At 64.2% G+C, this 15855-nt stretch carries 14 protein-coding genes; 2 read left to right on the top strand and 12 right to left on the bottom strand.

The annotated features are described in order from the left end of the window. The first annotated feature begins 2 nt into the window (after positions 1-2). Positions 3-1235 carry a PAS domain-containing protein gene (locus VWZ81_RS16420; RefSeq protein ID WP_416543112.1) on the top strand — a complete coding sequence of 411 codons (1233 nt, stop codon included), beginning with the start codon at positions 3-5 and terminating at the stop codon, positions 1233-1235. Positions 1236-1541: 306 nt separating this feature from the next. Here VWZ81_RS16420 and glpD read toward each other — a convergent pair whose 3' ends face one another. The 12 genes from glpD to VWZ81_RS16360 form a co-directional block, all read right to left on the bottom strand. Further along, a complete protein-coding gene (gene glpD, locus VWZ81_RS16415; RefSeq protein WP_416543111.1) occupies positions 1542-3131 on the bottom strand; it encodes a glycerol-3-phosphate dehydrogenase in 1590 nt (529 codons plus the stop codon). Continuing rightward, a complete protein-coding gene (locus VWZ81_RS16410) occupies positions 3124-3909 on the bottom strand; it encodes a DeoR/GlpR family DNA-binding transcription regulator (RefSeq protein ID WP_416543110.1) in 786 nt (261 codons plus the stop codon). Before VWZ81_RS16410 ends, glpD begins: the two co-directional genes overlap by 8 nt. Before the next feature lie 94 nt (positions 3910-4003). Beyond that, positions 4004-5098, bottom strand: a complete 1095-nt coding sequence (locus VWZ81_RS16405; RefSeq protein WP_416543109.1) for a DUF1513 domain-containing protein — start codon at positions 5096-5098, stop codon at positions 4004-4006. A 3-nt stretch (positions 5099-5101) separates the two neighbouring features. Beyond that, positions 5102-6232 (bottom strand): imelysin family protein, encoded by a 1131-nt coding sequence (locus tag VWZ81_RS16400; RefSeq protein WP_416543108.1) that lies wholly within the window; start codon positions 6230-6232, stop codon positions 5102-5104. Beyond that, positions 6232-7866 carry a di-heme oxidoredictase family protein gene (locus tag VWZ81_RS16395; RefSeq protein WP_416543107.1) on the bottom strand — a complete coding sequence of 545 codons (1635 nt, stop codon included), beginning with the start codon at positions 7864-7866 and terminating at the stop codon, positions 6232-6234. The genes VWZ81_RS16400 and VWZ81_RS16395 overlap by 1 nt, the downstream gene beginning before the upstream one ends. 216 nt (positions 7867-8082) lie before the next feature. Next, positions 8083-9351 carry an imelysin family protein gene (locus VWZ81_RS16390; RefSeq protein ID WP_416543106.1) on the bottom strand — a complete coding sequence of 423 codons (1269 nt, stop codon included), beginning with the start codon at positions 9349-9351 and terminating at the stop codon, positions 8083-8085. Between the two features lie 78 nt (positions 9352-9429). Continuing rightward, positions 9430-9936 (bottom strand): hypothetical protein, encoded by a 507-nt coding sequence (locus VWZ81_RS16385; protein WP_416540493.1) that lies wholly within the window; start codon positions 9934-9936, stop codon positions 9430-9432. Next, positions 9933-10100, bottom strand: a complete 168-nt coding sequence (gene hemP / locus VWZ81_RS16380) for a hemin uptake protein HemP (protein WP_317961085.1) — start codon at positions 10098-10100, stop codon at positions 9933-9935. Before hemP ends, VWZ81_RS16385 begins: the two co-directional genes overlap by 4 nt. A gap of 427 nt (positions 10101-10527) precedes the next feature. Next, entirely contained in the window at positions 10528-12246 is a 1719-nt protein-coding gene (metG, locus tag VWZ81_RS16375) for a methionine--tRNA ligase (RefSeq protein WP_416543105.1), read from the bottom strand. Between the two features lie 107 nt (positions 12247-12353). Continuing rightward, positions 12354-13577, bottom strand: coding sequence for an MFS transporter (locus VWZ81_RS16370; RefSeq protein WP_416543104.1), 1224 nt, complete (start codon positions 13575-13577; stop codon positions 12354-12356). Positions 13578-13739: 162 nt separating this feature from the next. Next, a complete protein-coding gene (locus VWZ81_RS16365; RefSeq protein ID WP_416539295.1) occupies positions 13740-14141 on the bottom strand; it encodes a rhodanese-like domain-containing protein in 402 nt (133 codons plus the stop codon). 86 nt (positions 14142-14227) lie between these two features. Then, on the bottom strand, positions 14228-14629 hold the full coding sequence (locus VWZ81_RS16360; protein ID WP_340544911.1) for a rhodanese-like domain-containing protein: 402 nt from the start codon (positions 14627-14629) through the stop codon (positions 14228-14230). 180 nt (positions 14630-14809) lie between these two features. Between VWZ81_RS16360 and VWZ81_RS16355 the strand changes: the two genes are divergently transcribed. Beyond that, positions 14810-15853 (top strand): aldo/keto reductase, encoded by a 1044-nt coding sequence (locus VWZ81_RS16355; RefSeq protein ID WP_416543103.1) that lies wholly within the window; start codon positions 14810-14812, stop codon positions 15851-15853. The last annotated feature ends 2 nt before the right edge of the window (positions 15854-15855 follow it).

Here is a 15855-nt window from a genome sequence, read left to right as displayed (position 1 = left end):
CTTTGACGTTCATGGACAGCCGGATCGAAGCGCGCCCGCTCAGGGGAGAGGCTCCCTTTGCGCTCAATGAAGTATTCTACTCCAGAACGGATGGCCGTGGGGTTATTCAGACCGGAAACGAGATTTTCCGGCGTGTGTCAGACTACCCGTGGGGCGATCTGATCGGAGCGCCACATAAGATCATCCGCCATGAGGATATGCCGCGTGGGGTGTTCCAGCTGTTCTGGGAGACGATCCAGGCCGGCGACTTCTTTGGCGGCTACATAAAGAACAAGTCCCGCGATGGGCTGCACTACTGGGTCTATGCCGTTGTTGTCCCCTGCGAAGAGGGGTTCCTTTCGGTGCGGATCAAACCGACCAGCAAGCTGTTTGACAGCGTCAAGCAGGGCTACGCGGATCTGCTGAAAGCCGAGCAGGACGGCGGGCTCAGCCCTGAGGAAAGCCGCGACAGGCTGATGGCCTGGTGTGTTGATCTGGGATTTGAGAACTACCAGCAGTTCGCCGCCAACGCGCTGGCGGATGAGCTGGCGGCCCGCGATCAGGGTCTGGAACGGGCGCCGGATCTGGCGATTGAACGGCTGCGGACGATGTTTGCGAATTCCGACGTGCTGGCAGAAGAAACCCGTGGTCTGATCGACGATTTTGCGGCGATGCGCACCATTCCCCACAACCTGCGGGTCCTTGCGTCGCGGATCGAACCGTCGGGCGGCCCGGTGACCGTGCTGTCGCAGAACTACGGGTCCATCTCGCAGGAGATGTCGAACTGGTTCGCCACCCATGTTCTGGGCAAGGACAGCAATTTCTCAAAGATCAAGGGCCAGGTCAGCCAGAGCCTGTTCGTCGAAGGCATGGCGCGTATTTTCAGCGACTGTAACAAGCAGCTTCAGCGTGAGAACCATTCCGTGCTGGACGAGGAAGGCCGGTCGCATGAGCAATCGGTGTTGCGGTCGCTGGCCGCAGTGCGGGAAGAACATGCCCGCACGTTGCTGTCGGATGTGAACCGCGAGGCGGAGCGGATCACCAAGATCTGCGAAAACATGCAGCGCCAGCTGCTGGGGCTGAGTTCGACGCGGGTGCTGTGCAAAATCGAAAGCGCGCGGCTTCCCGAGGATGGGCATTCTCTGTCTGACATCATCGACCAGCTGGGACGATTCCAGCAGCGTATCTCGCAGCGGCTTCAGCACATCAGCAAGCTGTGCTCCAACGATCCGTCGCCCGCAGATCAGACCGCATGAGGCGCGAGAGATCCTTGGGTCGTGCCGGGACATAGCACCGGCAGGCCGCGCCGGACGAAGGCCGCTGCGGATTGTTGATCGAAGGAATATGGCAACGCTTGCTCACCCCGGGCATTGCCGCTCTTGTTGCCAACAATGTCAGCCCCTCTGACCAAATGTTTCGCGTGCGAAACAATCGGACAGGGGGGCTGATACTTTTTGTAGGCGTTGCGCAGGCTGCGGGCGCATAGGGCTGGGATGTGTTGCCGCGGGGTTAAGCCGCGCAGGCTGAAACGAGCTGAGGCGCGCCCGCTCTGCAACTGGACCTCAGGCGGTCAGATCGGCGGCCCTTGCACGGATATAGCCGTCAACTGCGGCGCGCTCTTCCTCGGTCAGGCGCAGGGCGAGTTTGGTGCGGCGCAGGAGGTAATCCTCGCCGGTGCGGACCCATTCGCGGGCGATGGTCCAGTCGAGTTCACGCGCGGTGATGGTGGCGCCAAAAGCCTGGCCAAGATCCTCGGCTAAGGTTGCCTCGCCCAATACGTCCCAGGCCTCGGTGCCATAGGCGCGGATCAGGCGGCGGGTCGCGTAGGGGCTGAGGAAGGGATAGTCCTGCGCCAGTTTCGCGGTGAGTTTCGCCACATCGCCGACCGGGAAATCGCCGCCGGGCAGGGCGACACCTGCGGTCCAGTCGCGGGGGAGGTCGGGAAACTGGGTGCCGATTTTCTCCAGCGCGGCCTCGGCCAGTTTGCGGTAGGTGGTGATCTTGCCGCCAAAGACATTCAGCAGCGGCGCGGCAGTGTTGTCCAGCGTCAGCACGTATTCGCGCGTGGCAGCGGTGGCCGAGCTGGCACCATCGTCATAAAGCGGACGCACGCCGGAATAGGTCCAGACGATATCGTCACGGCTGAGCGGATTGGCGAAATACTGCGAGGCGAAATTGATCAGGTAATCCTGTTCCTCGGGCGTGCAGGTCGGGGCGGTTTCGGGATCCGGGTGGTCGGCGTCGGTGGTGCCGATCAGCGTGTAGTCCTCTTCGTAGGGGATCGCGAAGATGATGCGGCCATCGGTGCCCTGAAAGAAGTAGCAGCGCCCGTGATCGTAGAGTTTCGGGACCACGATATGGCTGCCGCGCACCAACCGTACGCTTTCGCGGCTGTTCTGGCCCAGTTTCTGGCGCAGCACATCGGCAACCCATGGGCCGCCGGCATTGACCAGCATCTTTGCGCGCCGTTCGAAGGTCTCGCCGGTGGCGATATCCTGAAGCTGGATCACCCAGTGGTCATCGCGACGCCGGGCGCCGGTGACCTTGGTGCGGGTCATGATCTCGGCGCCGCGGGCCTCGGCGTCGCGGGCATTCAGCACCACAAGACGGGCGTCTTCAATCCAGCAGTCGGAATATTCAAAGGCGGTCTTGAACTTCGGGTCCAGCGGGCGGCCTGCGGGGTCGCTGGCGAGATCCAGTTTGGAGGTGCCGGGCAGGATGCCGCGTTTGCCGAGGCTGTCGTACATGAACAGGCCAAGGCGGATCAGCCAGGCGGGGCGGCGGCCCTTCATCCACGGCAGAAAGGTGGTCAGCAGTTTCGACGTCGGTGTGGTGTTGTCAAAGCGCATGTCCTTGTGGAACGGCAGGACAAAACGCATCGGCCAGGAGATATGCGGCATCGCCTTCAGCAGCACCTCGCGTTCGATCAGCGCCTCGCGGACCAGACGGAATTCGAAGTATTCAAGGTAGCGCAGGCCGCCGTGGAACAGTTTGGTGGAGGCCGAGGAGGTGGCGGAGGCGAGGTCGTTCATTTCGGCCAGCGCCACCGACAGGCCGCGCCCTGCGGCGTCGCGGGCGATGCCGCAGCCGTTGATGCCGCCGCCGATGATGAAAAGATCGGTGATCTGGTCTTGCGCGTGAGTATCAGGCATTTTCGCTACTTTCGTGTTCGCCAACCCAGAGGATTTGCGTGTCCGCAGCCTCGGCTGCGCGGGAGAATTCAGGGGGGACGGGGCGGTCGGTGATCACCACGTCAAGATCGGCAACATCGCAGATGCGGACCGGGGCGGTGCGCTCGAACTTGCTGCCGTCGCAGACCAGCACCCGTTTGCGGGCGTTCTTCAGGATGGCGCGGGCAACCGAGACTTCGCGTGCATCATGGTCGAGAATGGCACCGTCGGCGTCCATGGCCGAAGCGCCGATAACGGCGATATCGACCTTGTAGCGGGCGATGAACTCCAGCGCGTCCTCGCCCACGATAGCGCCATCGCTTTGCCGGATGGCACCGCCGACAAGTATCAGTTCCTTACTCTCATCCTCCATCATCATATTGATAATGTTGATATTGTTGGAGAGCACCGTGAGGCCGCGATGGCCGGAGAGCGCGCGCGCGACCTGTTCGGTGGAGGTGCCGATATTGAGGGTGATGGCGCAATTGTCAGGGATCAGATCAGCGGCAAGGGCCGCCATGGCGCGTTTGCCGCGGGCGTTCAGCTTGCGCCGTTCGGCGTAGTCGCGGCTGGCGCCACTGCTGCTGCGCACCGCGCCGCCGTGTACGCGGGAGAGGGCGCCACGGGCGGCCAGATCGCGCAGGTCGGTGCGGATGGTTTGTAATGAGACGCCAAAGCGCTGGGCGAGGTCCTCGACCTCGACCCGGTCCTGCCGGGTCAGCAGATCCAGAATTGCCGTTTGTCTTTCGGTTGCGTCCATAGCCCGTCCTCTCGCAGGCTTATCTAGGCCTCCGATTGCGAAAAGTCACGAGTTATTTTCGTTTTGCTTTCGTTTTGCTTTCTGCAGGGGCGCGTCAGGGGATTGGAACCAGATGATTGTCCCAGGCGAGATCGGCCCGGCCCAGATGGGTCAGCGTGCCGTTGCGGATCGTGCTGACCTCACCGGTGCCGGTGGTCACGATAAATCCCGCACCCGCGCCGGTGAGTCCGCAGACGTCGGCCAGCCGGACCTCATGCAGCAGCGCGCCGCTGGCGCAGTCGGCGATCTGCACCACGCCGCCGCGTGGCGAGGTGACGGCGATCTGTGTTCCATCGCGGGAAAAGGCGAGGGAGCCGCCATAGCCATCAAGATTGCGCAGGCGGGGGTCATCCTCGGCCATCAGGCGGGGGGCGGAGCCGGGATTGTGCAGGCCGATGATTGGCAGATCGGCGCCCGCATCGCCCTGCCACTGCATCGCAAAGCCGACGGTGCCGGAGGCGCTGATGGCAAGGTGGCGGATCGAGTTCAGGCGCATGTCGGCGTTCAGGATCAGCTGATCGTCCAGGGTGCCATCAAGGCTGAGGTAGCTGAGGGTGGGCTGCATGGTGGCGAGGTTCAGCTTTGCGCGGCCGCTGTCGGGGTGGGTCTGGATGCCGCCGTTGGCCACCACCAGATTGTGCTGGCCGTCAGGGCTGGTGCGCAGGCGGATATCATGCGGTCCGATCCCGCCGGAGGCATGATCGCCAATGCGGCGGTAGCCCGCGCTGGCGTCCCAGATCCCGATGCGACCATCGCCACTTTCATAGGCGTTTTCGGTGGTGAACAGATAGGCGCCGTCCGGTGAGAAGACGCCGTGGCCGTAGAAATGATGCCCGGTCGGTGGCGTCAGCCGCGCCAGCGCCGCGCCGTTGCGGCAGTCGATCACGTCCGCGAACTGGCCGGGGCGCCGGGCAAAGGCGACGGCTTCGGGGCGGCTCGGGTGTGCGGCTGCGGCATGGCCACGGGCGGGCAGGGCGTGGCGGAACAGGATGGCGCCGCCGCGGTCCAGACCGGCGAGGAGGAAGCGGCCATCGGGGGTTTTACCGGCGGCGAGATAGGCCGGGTGGCCAAGGTCGGCCCAACTGGCCTGCGGGGCCATGCCTGCGGCGAGTAGACCGGCGAGAAAGCCGCGACGGGAGGGGCCTGCCATGGATCAGTCCCCGTCGAGCGAGTTGAACCCGGCAGTGACGCCAAGGGCCGCGCCCAGCCGGGTGGAGATCAGGTCGCGCAGGTCGTTGATATCCTGCTGTAGGGCTTCGATGCGAAAGCGGCGGGCGGGATCGGCAACCCCGGCGAGGGACGGATCGTCCAGCGCGGAGGCGCGTTTCAGCGCCTTGGCAAAGCCTGCGTCGATATCCTGCATCAGCGCGGGGTCGCCCGCCGCAAGGGCAAGGGCAAGCGGTTCCATCGCGGCGAGGTTCAGCGCGATATGGCGCTGGCTGCGGGCTGAGCGGCGGGCCTCGGCGCGGTTGGGGCGGGGGGCGTCGAACTGGCCCAGCGGACGGCCCAGCCGCATGTCGGAGAGCACCTGAAACCCGGTGGTGAGGGTTTTGAACAGCTCCTGCCGGATTTCCGCCTGGGACCGGTAGCGATAGCCCGGCCCGGCGGTCACCAGCGTTGCGGCATAGCTGGTGTGCCAGTCGTTGCGGATCGCGGCACTGGTGCGGGCGATATCGCTGGAGATGGCGGCCACCAACGCGCAGCGTTGTGCGGCGCTGCCTTCGGTCTGCATGTCCGCATCGAACAGCAGATATTCCAGCGCATAGAACCCGCGCAGGGCCACCGATTGGCTGGCAAAGATCTCGGGGGTGGTCAGCTCTTCGCGCGGGGTTTCGGTGACGGCGCGGCGCAGGGTGCCGGGGATCTTGTTGCGGCTGTCGGGCCAGAAGGCGAGGGCAAAGGCACGATTGTCGGTTTCGGTGGGACCAAAGCGCAGATGGCTGACTTTGATCCAGGCATCAAAGGCACGGCCGAAGGCATCGCGCAGGGCCGGATCATCCGGGGTGCAGTGGTGGGCGCCGACCTCTGCCAGGGTGGTGCTGCGGGCGGCCAGCTCGTCAAAGCCGGGGAGGATGTGGTGGGTCAGGATCCAGTCCACCTGAAGCGCGCGGCTGAGCGACGCGGGCGGCAGCTCCGGCGCGGTGATCTGAAGCGGCGGCGCGGTCTGGGCCAGCAGCGGCGGCGCGGGGAGGATTGCGCCAAGGGTTGCGGCCAGAGCGAGACCGGTGAGGAGCGCGCGGCAGCGGCGCGATGGCGCGGGGGTGGCGTTGGGGGATGCGGGCATCAGAGCGACTCCAGAAAGCGGATCAGATCGGCGCGGTCTTCGGGCGCAAGGCCCACCACGGTGTCTCGGGCGGATTGGGCTTCGCCGCCATGCCAGAGGATTGCCTCCAGCAGGGTGCGGGCGCGACCATCATGCAGGAAACCTGCGCGGGGATTGACCTGCTGCACCAGCCCCAGCCCCCAGAGCGGCGCAGTGCGCCATTCGCGCCCGGTGGCGCGGGCTTCGGGGCGGTTGTCGGCGAGGCCGTCGCCCATGTCATGCAGCAAGAGGTCGCTATAGGGCCAGATCAGCTGGAAGCTCTGCGCGGGTTGCGCCTCCAGCCGGTTGGTGACGAATTTCGGTGTATGACAGCTGGTGCAGCCTGCGCCGTAGAACTGCGCCTTGCCGCGCAGCACGGCGGGGTCGTCCGGGGTGCGGCGCGCTGGCACGCCGAGGTTGCGGCTGTAGAAGGTGACCAGATCCATATTGGGCTGGTCGATCTCGGTCTCGCGGATGTCCGCGCCGCCATGGGGCGCGCTGCGGCAGCTGGTCTGCGCGGTGGTGCAATCGCCTGCATGGGCAGGAAACAGCGGCGTGGAGATGCCGATATCGCCGGAGAAGGCGGCGGCGGATTGTTCATGCACCGTGGGCTGCCCGGCCTTGTAGCCAAAGCGGCCGAGCATGATCCGGTTGTGCTCTACCGACCAGACCAGATTGGCGCGCCCGGAAATGCCGTCGCCGTTGCTGTCATCCTCGTCGGCGCCCGCCAGAATGTCGGCGGCCGGGATCGCCTCCAGCAGGCCGAGGCCGATCATGCTGGGGGCGACGCGGGGGGAGAGCATGGCATCGGGGTGCAGCGGGCCATAGCCGAGGGTATTGGCGCTGTACTCGGGGCGTTGCAGGGTGGCGATCTCGCCGCCTGCAAGCGCGATGGTGTCTTCGGTGTAGGTGACGCCGAGGCGGTATTCCGGGGCGATGCCGGGGGCGGAGAAATCCTGCATCTGGCCGCCATAGGTCGGCTCTGGCGCGGTTCCGATATAGTCGGCGATGGTTTGCATCTGCTCTGGCACCGGGCCGGGAACAGAGACGCGCAGGAACATCGTGGTCGAGGCATAGTCCGGCCTATCCGGCACATGGCCGCGCCCGTCCTTCAGGTGGCAGCGCTGGCAGGCGCGGGAATTGTAGAGCGGGCCCAGCCCGTCGGAGGCAAGGGTGGAGGCGGGGGAGAAGACCCAGATTTTCTTGAACAGCCCGTTGCCGAGCTTGAATTCCAGCTCTTCCTCAAAGCTGAGATTGGCGCTGTGCTGCGAAAACGCCTCGTCATCGGTGCGGGCGCGGACGGTGGCGGCCCCTGCGGGCAGGGCCTCATAGGGTTCGGTCTGGTCGAACTGATCTGCCGGGCGGGTGACGGCGCGGATGCGGGTCTGTTCCTGGGCGGTGCGGGGAAGGGTGGCGAGATGCGCGTCAGTCAGGATGTCAAAGGGGGAGGATTGGCGCGCCGTGGTATTGGCAACATCCCCGGTGAGGGTCTTTGACAGCGGGGTGGCCTGCGGATTTGCCGAGGCGGGCGCAAGCGGCGCGGCCAGTGCGATCAGGCTGAGCCCCACCACGAGGGAGGGCAGGTGCGGACGGCAGGGCGGCGGGACAACTCGCATACGGGCAGGACAACTTTTCTTGGGCGGGCGCTGTGCCTCCTTTCCATGGATAGGGGGAACCGCAGCTGGCATCAACTCTTGCCGGGGCACTAAAGTGCCCCGGTGGGCCGGGGCGGGTCCGGGGGGCAGCGGACTGGCGGGCCGACCCCCGGATAGAGGGGCCACGCGATGCGCGGCCCCTGCCTGATCAGTGCTGCTGGCGCAGTGTTTTCGGGGTTACTGGAAAACCGCCGATGGGTTGTCGAGCGAGTCGGAGCCTTCGATGGCGACGCCGTCGAGGTCCAGCGCGGTGACCACCCGTTCGATGGAGCGGGTCTGATCGACCAGACCGTTGACGCCGCCCATGATCAGCGCCTCGCCGGCCTCATTGCCCTGTTCCAGCATCTGGTCGTAGGAGAAACCAGCCTCGGCTGCGGTTTTGATCTGACCCAGCGCACGCATGGTGGTCGCAAGCTTGCTGCGCATTTCAGCGTCCAGCGCCGGGTCGATATCCTGCACCAGATCGGAGAGCGAGGCGCCGGAGACCAGGCTGCCATCGGCGCGGATATATTCGCCGAGATAGACATTCTGCACGCCCAGACCGTCGTAGTAGTGGCTGTTGTGGGTGTTGTCGGAGAAGCAGTCATGCTCTTCCTCGGGGTCGTTCAGCATCAGGCCAAGGCGCATACGTTCGCCTGCGGTCTCTCCGTAGGAGAGCGAGCCCATGCCGGTCAGCATGGCGGTGATGCCTGCGTTTTCGTCCGACAGAAGCGTGGTTCTGGCCTCGCCTTCGCTGTCCCATTGCGCGGCCATCCATTGCAGATCGGAGATCAGCAGATCGGTCGCCGCCTTCAGGTAGTCGCCCCGGCGGTCGCAGTTGCCGTTGGTGCAGTCCTCGCCTGCGGCGAAATCGGTCCAGGCGCGGGTGCCTGCGCCATGGTCGGTGCCGTTCAAGTCCTGCCCCCAGAGCAGGAATTCGATCGCGTGATAGCCGGTGGCGACATTGGCCTCGACGCCGTCGGCCTCATGCAGGGTGGTTTCCAGCAGGTCGGGGGTGATGGTGCTGGCGTCGATGGTGGTGCCGGACAGTTCGAAGCTGGGATTGGCGATGATGTTCAGCGCGGCGAGGGTGTTTTCATCGGTCGGACCGCCATAGCTGGCATCGACATAATCAATCAGGCCTTCATCCAGCGGCCAGGCGTTCACCTTGCCTTCCCAGTCGTCAACGATGGCATTGCCAAAGCGGAACACCTCGGACTGCTGATACGGCACGCGGGCGGCGAGCCAGGCCTTGCGGGCGGCTTCAAGCGCCTCGGCGGAGGGTTCAGCGATCAGGCTGTCCACGGCTGTTTGCAGGGTTTTGGCGGTTTCAAGGCTGTCCTGGTATTTGGCCTGGGCAATATTTGCGTAGGTGGTCAGCACCTCAGCCTTGTCGGCCGCAAAAGCGGGAGCCGCAACTGTGGCGAGCGCTGCAACAGCGGTGCCTGCGAGGAAATGCGATGTCATCTGGTTGGTCCTTAGGTGATCGTCGAAACGGGTAAAGTGGAACGGGTTAAGCGACGGGTGCCGGTCGGCGCCGGACCGTCAGTGAAGAGTTGCCGACAGCGGGGTGAGCGGTGCCGGATGCGCGGAGGGGCGGGCCTGCCGATCCGCGAGCTGGTCGAGTACCAGGCCGATCTTGGCGGCGAGAACGGTGGCGCGCTGCGCCTGTCGGGGCTGCACCATCAGCGCGGCAAAGAGATTGGCATCCTCATATTCGCCACGCGCGGCAGCGGCGACCAGATTGGCAAAGCAGTTTTCGTCAGCGCCAAGGCAGGTGCAGGTCATCCCGTGGCGCACCAGCGGGCGGCGGCCTTCGGTCACGCAGAAGTTGCAGAGGCGGCCAAAATTCTCATAGGTCTGACGGCCAAGAACCGGGCCAAGCAGGTCTTGCAGCTGGTGGCGCAGGGCGATGCGGGTTTCGGCCCCGCTGAACCAGTGGCGCAGATGGCGCACGACCATGGCTTCCAGGGCGGGCAAGTCGGTCAGCAGACCAACAGTGGCCCCGCCCCGTGAGACCGCAGATGCGGCTGTTGCAGTATTGGAAATCATTTTGTCAGGATCAGCTTTCCGGCGCGGGTGATCCGCAGGCTGTAGATCTGGCCGTTGAGCAGAATGCGGGCCTGGTTCCCGCCACGGGCCAGTTCCTCGGCGTGGTAGGTTGGGAAGACTTCGGTGGCCGCAGTTGTCGTGGTGGTGGCGTGGTCAAAATTCATCTGGTTCATCAGGGTCACCCGTTTCTGTTTTCCGACCGATCCAGATACCACTCCAGGCAAAACCCCTGATCGCCGCGCGGCAGCCCGTAGGCGTTCAGGCTGTGCGGTATGCTCCGACCCTCGGCGGGGCGGTGGCGCAGGGAAAAGAATTGCAGAAGAAACGACACTGGACGATCTCGGTTGAATTGCTATCAGTCGGGCTGGCTGCACAATCACAGGTTGGCTGAACTGCGCTAAACCTGACTGATTTAATCGGAATCGTCAACCTGACTTTTTTAGTCAGATTAAGGTTTTTTGCGCGCCTTGATATTTTGTCAGCGCGCAGGTGTGGGTGGTGGCGGTGCTGGGCGGAATGGCCCGCATCTGACGAAAAAGGCCGCTCCCGGTGGAGCGGCCTTGGTCTTTGTCACGGGGCGCGGCCCTGAGATCAGTCGCGGGTGCCGGAGAAGCGCTCCTGCCAGTATTCGCGCTGTTCGTCGGTGATCTTGGCAAAGAGCACCTCCGGCACGGTGAAGGCATGACCTGCGGGCAGCGCGCTGAGGGCGGCGGCCACATCGTCGGGCCAGCTGCGATCCTCGGTCTGAAGGGCGGCCAGCAGACGCTCGGTCGCGTCGGGGATGAAGGGGGCGGACAGCACCGCATAGAGCCGGATCAGGTTCAGCCCCAGACGCACCTGAGCGGCGGCCTGATCGGGGTCGGTTTTGAAGACGGACCAGGGGGCTACGGATTGCAGGTATTCATTGCCTGCGACCCAGATCGCCCGCAGCTCCTGCGCGGATTTGCGCACATCCATGGCGGCCATATGGCCCTCATAGGCGGTGACGCGGGTGCTGATTTCGTCAATCAGCGCCTGTTCGGCTTCGCCGTAGTCATTGCCTGCGGGAACCGCCTCGCCGTATTTGGAGCGGCAGAATTTGGTGATGCGGCTGACAAAGTTGCCCAGCACGTCGGCCAGATCCTTGTTCACGGATTGCTGGAAATTCTCCCAGGTGAATTCGGAATCACTGCTTTCCGGCGCATGGCTCAGCAGCCACCAGCGCCAGTAATCGGCGGGCAGGATGTCCAGCGCCTGATCCATGAACACACCGCGCCCCTGCGAGGTGGAGAACTGGCCGCCGTCATAGTTCAGGTAGTTGAAGGATTTGAGGTGGTCGACCATCTTCCACGGCTCACCCGAGCCAAGGATGGTGGCCGGGAAGGAGAGGGTGTGGAAGGGGACGTTGTCCTTGCCCATGAACTGGACGTATTTCACATCCTCAGCGCCCTTGTCGGTGCGCCACCAGCGTTCCCAATCGGCGTCGGTCTTGCCGTTGGCGTCGGCCCATTCCTTGGCGCAGGCGATGTATTCGATGGGGGCATCGAACCAGACGTAGAACACCTTGCCCTCCATGCCGGGCCAATCTTCATCGCCTTTCTTGACCGGGACACCCCAGTCGAGATCGCGGGTAATGCCGCGGTCCTGAAGGCCGTCGCCGTCATGCAGCCATTTCTTGGCAATCGAGGTGGTGAGGACCGGCCAGTCCTTCTTGGAGTCGATCCAGGCATCCAGCTGGTCCTTCAGCTGCGACTGGCAGAGGTACAGGTGCTTGGTCTCGCGCACTTCCAGATCGGTGGAGCCGGAGATCGCGGAGCGCGGGTCGATCAGGTCGGTCGGGTCCAGCTGCTTGGTGCATTCCTCGCATTGGTCGCCGCGCGCCTTCTCATGGCCGCAGTTGGGGCAGGTGCCTTCGATATAGCGGTCGGGCAGGAAGCGGCCGTCGGCGTGGGAATAGACCTGTTTTTCCGTCACTTCTCGGATCAGACCCTGTTCGGCCAGCTTGCCTGCGAAATGCTGGGTCAGCGCATGGTTCTGCGCGCTGGAGGAACGGCCGAAGTGGTCAAAGCTGAGACCAAACCCCTTGGCAATACCGGCCTGGACCTCGTGCATTTCGGCACAGTATTCCGCCACCGGCTTGCCTGCCTTGGCGGCGGCCAGTTCGGCGGGGGTGCCGTGTTCGTCGGTGGCGCAGAGGAACATCACCTCATGGCCGCGCGCCCGCTGGTAGCGGGCATAGAGATCTGCGGGCAGCTGACTGCCGACCAGATTGCCCAGATGCTTGATCCCGTTGATATAGGGGATCGCCGAGGTAATGAGAAAGCGCGCCATATCATCCATCCAACTAAAGCTCTGCTGGCCCGTCTAGCGCATGGCGCTGCCGCCGAAAACCCCGTGGTGCGCTTTGCCGCCATTTTCCCGTATCGGGTCGCGGCGGGCTAGCGGCGCTCGCGGGAGCGTTTCAGCAGGCGGCCAATGGTGAAGGAGGTGCGCGGCGCATAGACATAGCGTGTGCGATCCTCGGGGGCGGGGCGGGCGCGCATCCGCAGCAGACCAAAGATGATCAGCCCAAGGTGGCCCACGGCGACAAAGGCAAACAACGCGCCGGGACCGTAGTTTTCGATCAGCGCCGAGGTGATCAGCGGCGAGGCGATGGCACCAAGGGCGTAGAAGAACATCAGCGCGGCGGAGAGTTCGACGCGCTGCTGCGAGGTGGCAAAGTCGTTAGCGTGTGCGGCCGAGACCGAGAAGATCGGCATGGTGGTAAAACCGAAGAAGGCGGCAGAGGCCATCACCGCCAATGTGCCCATGCCGCTGGCCGCCATGGTGACGCCACAGGACAGGATCGCCACCACCGACAGCCAGATCAGCACCCAGCGGCGGTCGTATTTGTCGGCCAGCCAGCCGAGCGGATATTGCGCCAGCGCGCCGCCCAGAACAAAGGTGGCGAGGAAGAAGGCGATCTGGCCGACCTCCAGACCGACCTCCTGACCGTAGATCGGCCCCACCATACGGAAGGAGGCTGAACTGAGCGCGGCGACGATCACCCCCGCGACGGCGAGTGGCGAGCAGGCCCAGGCCAGTTTCGGGCGCAGGCGCGGGGCGTCGGGGATCTCCGGCTGGCTCGCCTTGGTCATGGTGAGCGGCAGCAGCGCGGCACAGCAGAGGATGGCCAGCAGGTTGTAGGACACGTAGGAGGCCGGCGGCAGCACCGCGATCAGCAGCTGCGCCGCGAGCGAGGCGGAGAGATCCGCGATCCGGTAGGTGCCCATGGCGCGGCCACGGCTTTCATTGGTGACCTTGGCGTTCAGCCAGGCTTCGATCACCGTATAGCAGCCCGCAACGCAGAGGCCGGAGGCCATGCGCATCACGGCCCAGGCCATTGGATCCTCGGTCAGGGTGTGGCCGATCAGCCCCATGGCGCCGAGCGCGGTACAGACGGCAAAGGCGCGGCTGTGGCCGACATTGCCCATCAGGCGCGGCACCCACCAGCAGCCCACAAAAAAGCCAAGGAAATGCGCCGAGCCGAGAAAGCCGATCTGCTCCTTGTCAAAGCCAAGCGTCAGGCCAGAGATCGCGTCCAGCGGGCCAACGCCGCCGGTCGACAGTTGCAACAGGATCACCGAAAGAAACAGCGCCGCAAAGGAAATCATCATCCGCATAATGGCCAGTCATGACCGCTGCGCCGCGGGATTGCACGGGTGTTTCCGACATTTGCCGGTCAGGAATGTCGTATTGTGCAGCGGCGCGGCAGATTTGCCGCGCAGGCCTGTCAGGCGCGGGTTATTCCGGTGCAGGTCATTCCGGCGCAGGTGGGCTGCGGGTCAGTCGTCGCGCTGGGCGATTTCGCCGCCGGCCTTGCTCCATGCGGTAAAACCGCCCTCAAGGTGCATCACCGGTCCGAGCCCCATCTCCATCGCCGCCTTGGCGGCCAGCGCGGAGCGCCAGGCGCTGGCACAGTAGAAGACATAGGTCTTGTCCTGATTGAACACCGGTTTGTGGTAGGGGCTGTCCGGGTCGATCCAGAATTCCAGCATCCCGCGCGGGCAGGAAAAGGCGCCTGGAATCATGCCGCTGGCCTGCAATTCGCGGATATCGCGCAGGTCGATGAAGGCATAGGCGTCATCATGGATGGCCTCTTTTGCGGTCTCCACGGACATGGTGTCCACGACGGCGTTGGCCTCGTCAAGGAGCGCCTTGACGCCTTTTGTGATGGTTTGCGGCATGCTGTGCTCCCTCTGGCTGTCAGAGGCACAGGCTGCCGGGTTTTGCGCGGGGTGACAAGCACCGCTTGTCCGGTATCAGCCGGTATTTACCACTTGTAAGGGATGGCATCGCCCCCGTCGGCGATCCAGGCATCAAAGCCGCCTTTCAAAAAGACCACCCGCTGCAATCCCATTTCCAGCGCGGTGCTGGCAGCCAGGGCCGACCGCCATCCGTTGTCACAATAGAAGATGAAGGCCCGATCCTCGGCAAAGACCGGTTTGTGGTAGGGGCTGGAGGGATCAATCCAGAACTCCATCAGGCCGCGCGGGCAGGACAGGGCGCCGGGGATGACGCCGGTGCGTTCAACTTCGCGGATTACCCGCAGGTCGACAAACAGGCTGTCGTCACGGCCATGCAGATCTGCCGCCTCTGCCGGGGAAATCGACACCACGATGGCTTCAGCTTCTGCGATCAGGTCTTTGTAGCTTTTGGACATAGAGAACGTCATGTTGTCACTCTCCTTTTCTAGATTTGCGACAATTTTAATCATATCATATTCATCGTGTTTCACGTCTGGATTGTGCATGAAAGGTTAACGCCCTGATGCACGACGGAGGCGATCTGGTTGCACCGGGCCGCGGGTGGGCTAGGGTCTGTTGCGAGTTGCAACACGAAGGATCTGCGCGAAATGAAAAAGAACCCGCTTGGCCGCACCGGTATGGAGGTGTCGCGTATCTGTCTTGGCACCATGACCTTTGGCACCCAGACGGATGAGTCTGACGCCCATGCGCAGATCGACCTGGCGCTGGCGGCGGGGGTGAATTTTCTGGATACCGCCGAGATGTACCCGGTGAATCCGATCAGCGCCGAGACGATCGGGGACAGCGAGGCGATCATCGGCAATTGGAATGCCCGCAGCGGGCGGCGCGGGGATTACATCCTGGCGACCAAACATTCCGGCGAGGGGTTGCAGGCGGTGCGCGATGGCGCTGCGATCACCGCAGAGACCATTCCGGCCACCGTCGAGGGATCGCTGCGGCGGCTGCAGACGGATTACATCGACCTCTATCAGTTTCACTGGCCCAATCGGGGCAGCTACATGTTCCGCAAGAACTGGCAGTATGATCCGGGTGGCGATGACCGGGCCGAGGTGCTGGACAATATGGCCGGCTGCCTGGAGGCGCTGAAAGCGCAGGTGGACAAGGGCAATATCCGCGCCTTTGGTCTGTCCAACGAAAGCGCCTGGGGCACGGCGCACTGGCTGCGGCTGGCGGAGGAGACGGGCGGGCCACGGGTGGCCTCGATCCAGAATGAATACTCGCTGCTGTGCCGTCTATACGATACCGATCTGGCGGAGCTGAGCGCCTATGAGGACGTCGGGCTGCTGGCATTTTCGCCGCTGGCAACGGGCCTGCTCACGGGGAAATATCAGGATGGTGCGGTGCCTGAGGCCTCCCGCAAGACGCTGAACCCGGAACTGGGCGGGCGTGATACGCCGCGGGTCTATCCGGCGGTTGCTGCCTATCTGGAGATTGCCGCGCGCCATGGTCTGGACCCGGTGCATATGGCGCTGGCCTGGTGCCATACCCGGCCGTTCATGGCGTCGGCCATTCTGGGTGCCACCACGCTGGCGCAGCTGGAGCACGCGCTGGCGGGCGATGATCTGACGCTGTCGCCGGAGTTGATGGACGAGATCGACGCGGCCCATCGCGCCCATCCGATGCCTTATTGATC

The organism is Phaeobacter sp. JH20_34 (assembly GCF_048056095.1).
GTDB lineage: Bacteria > Pseudomonadota > Alphaproteobacteria > Rhodobacterales > Rhodobacteraceae > Phaeobacter > Phaeobacter bryozoorum.
The sequence above is the reverse complement of the archived record's forward strand: the minus strand, read 5'-3'. Positions and strand labels throughout refer to the sequence as shown.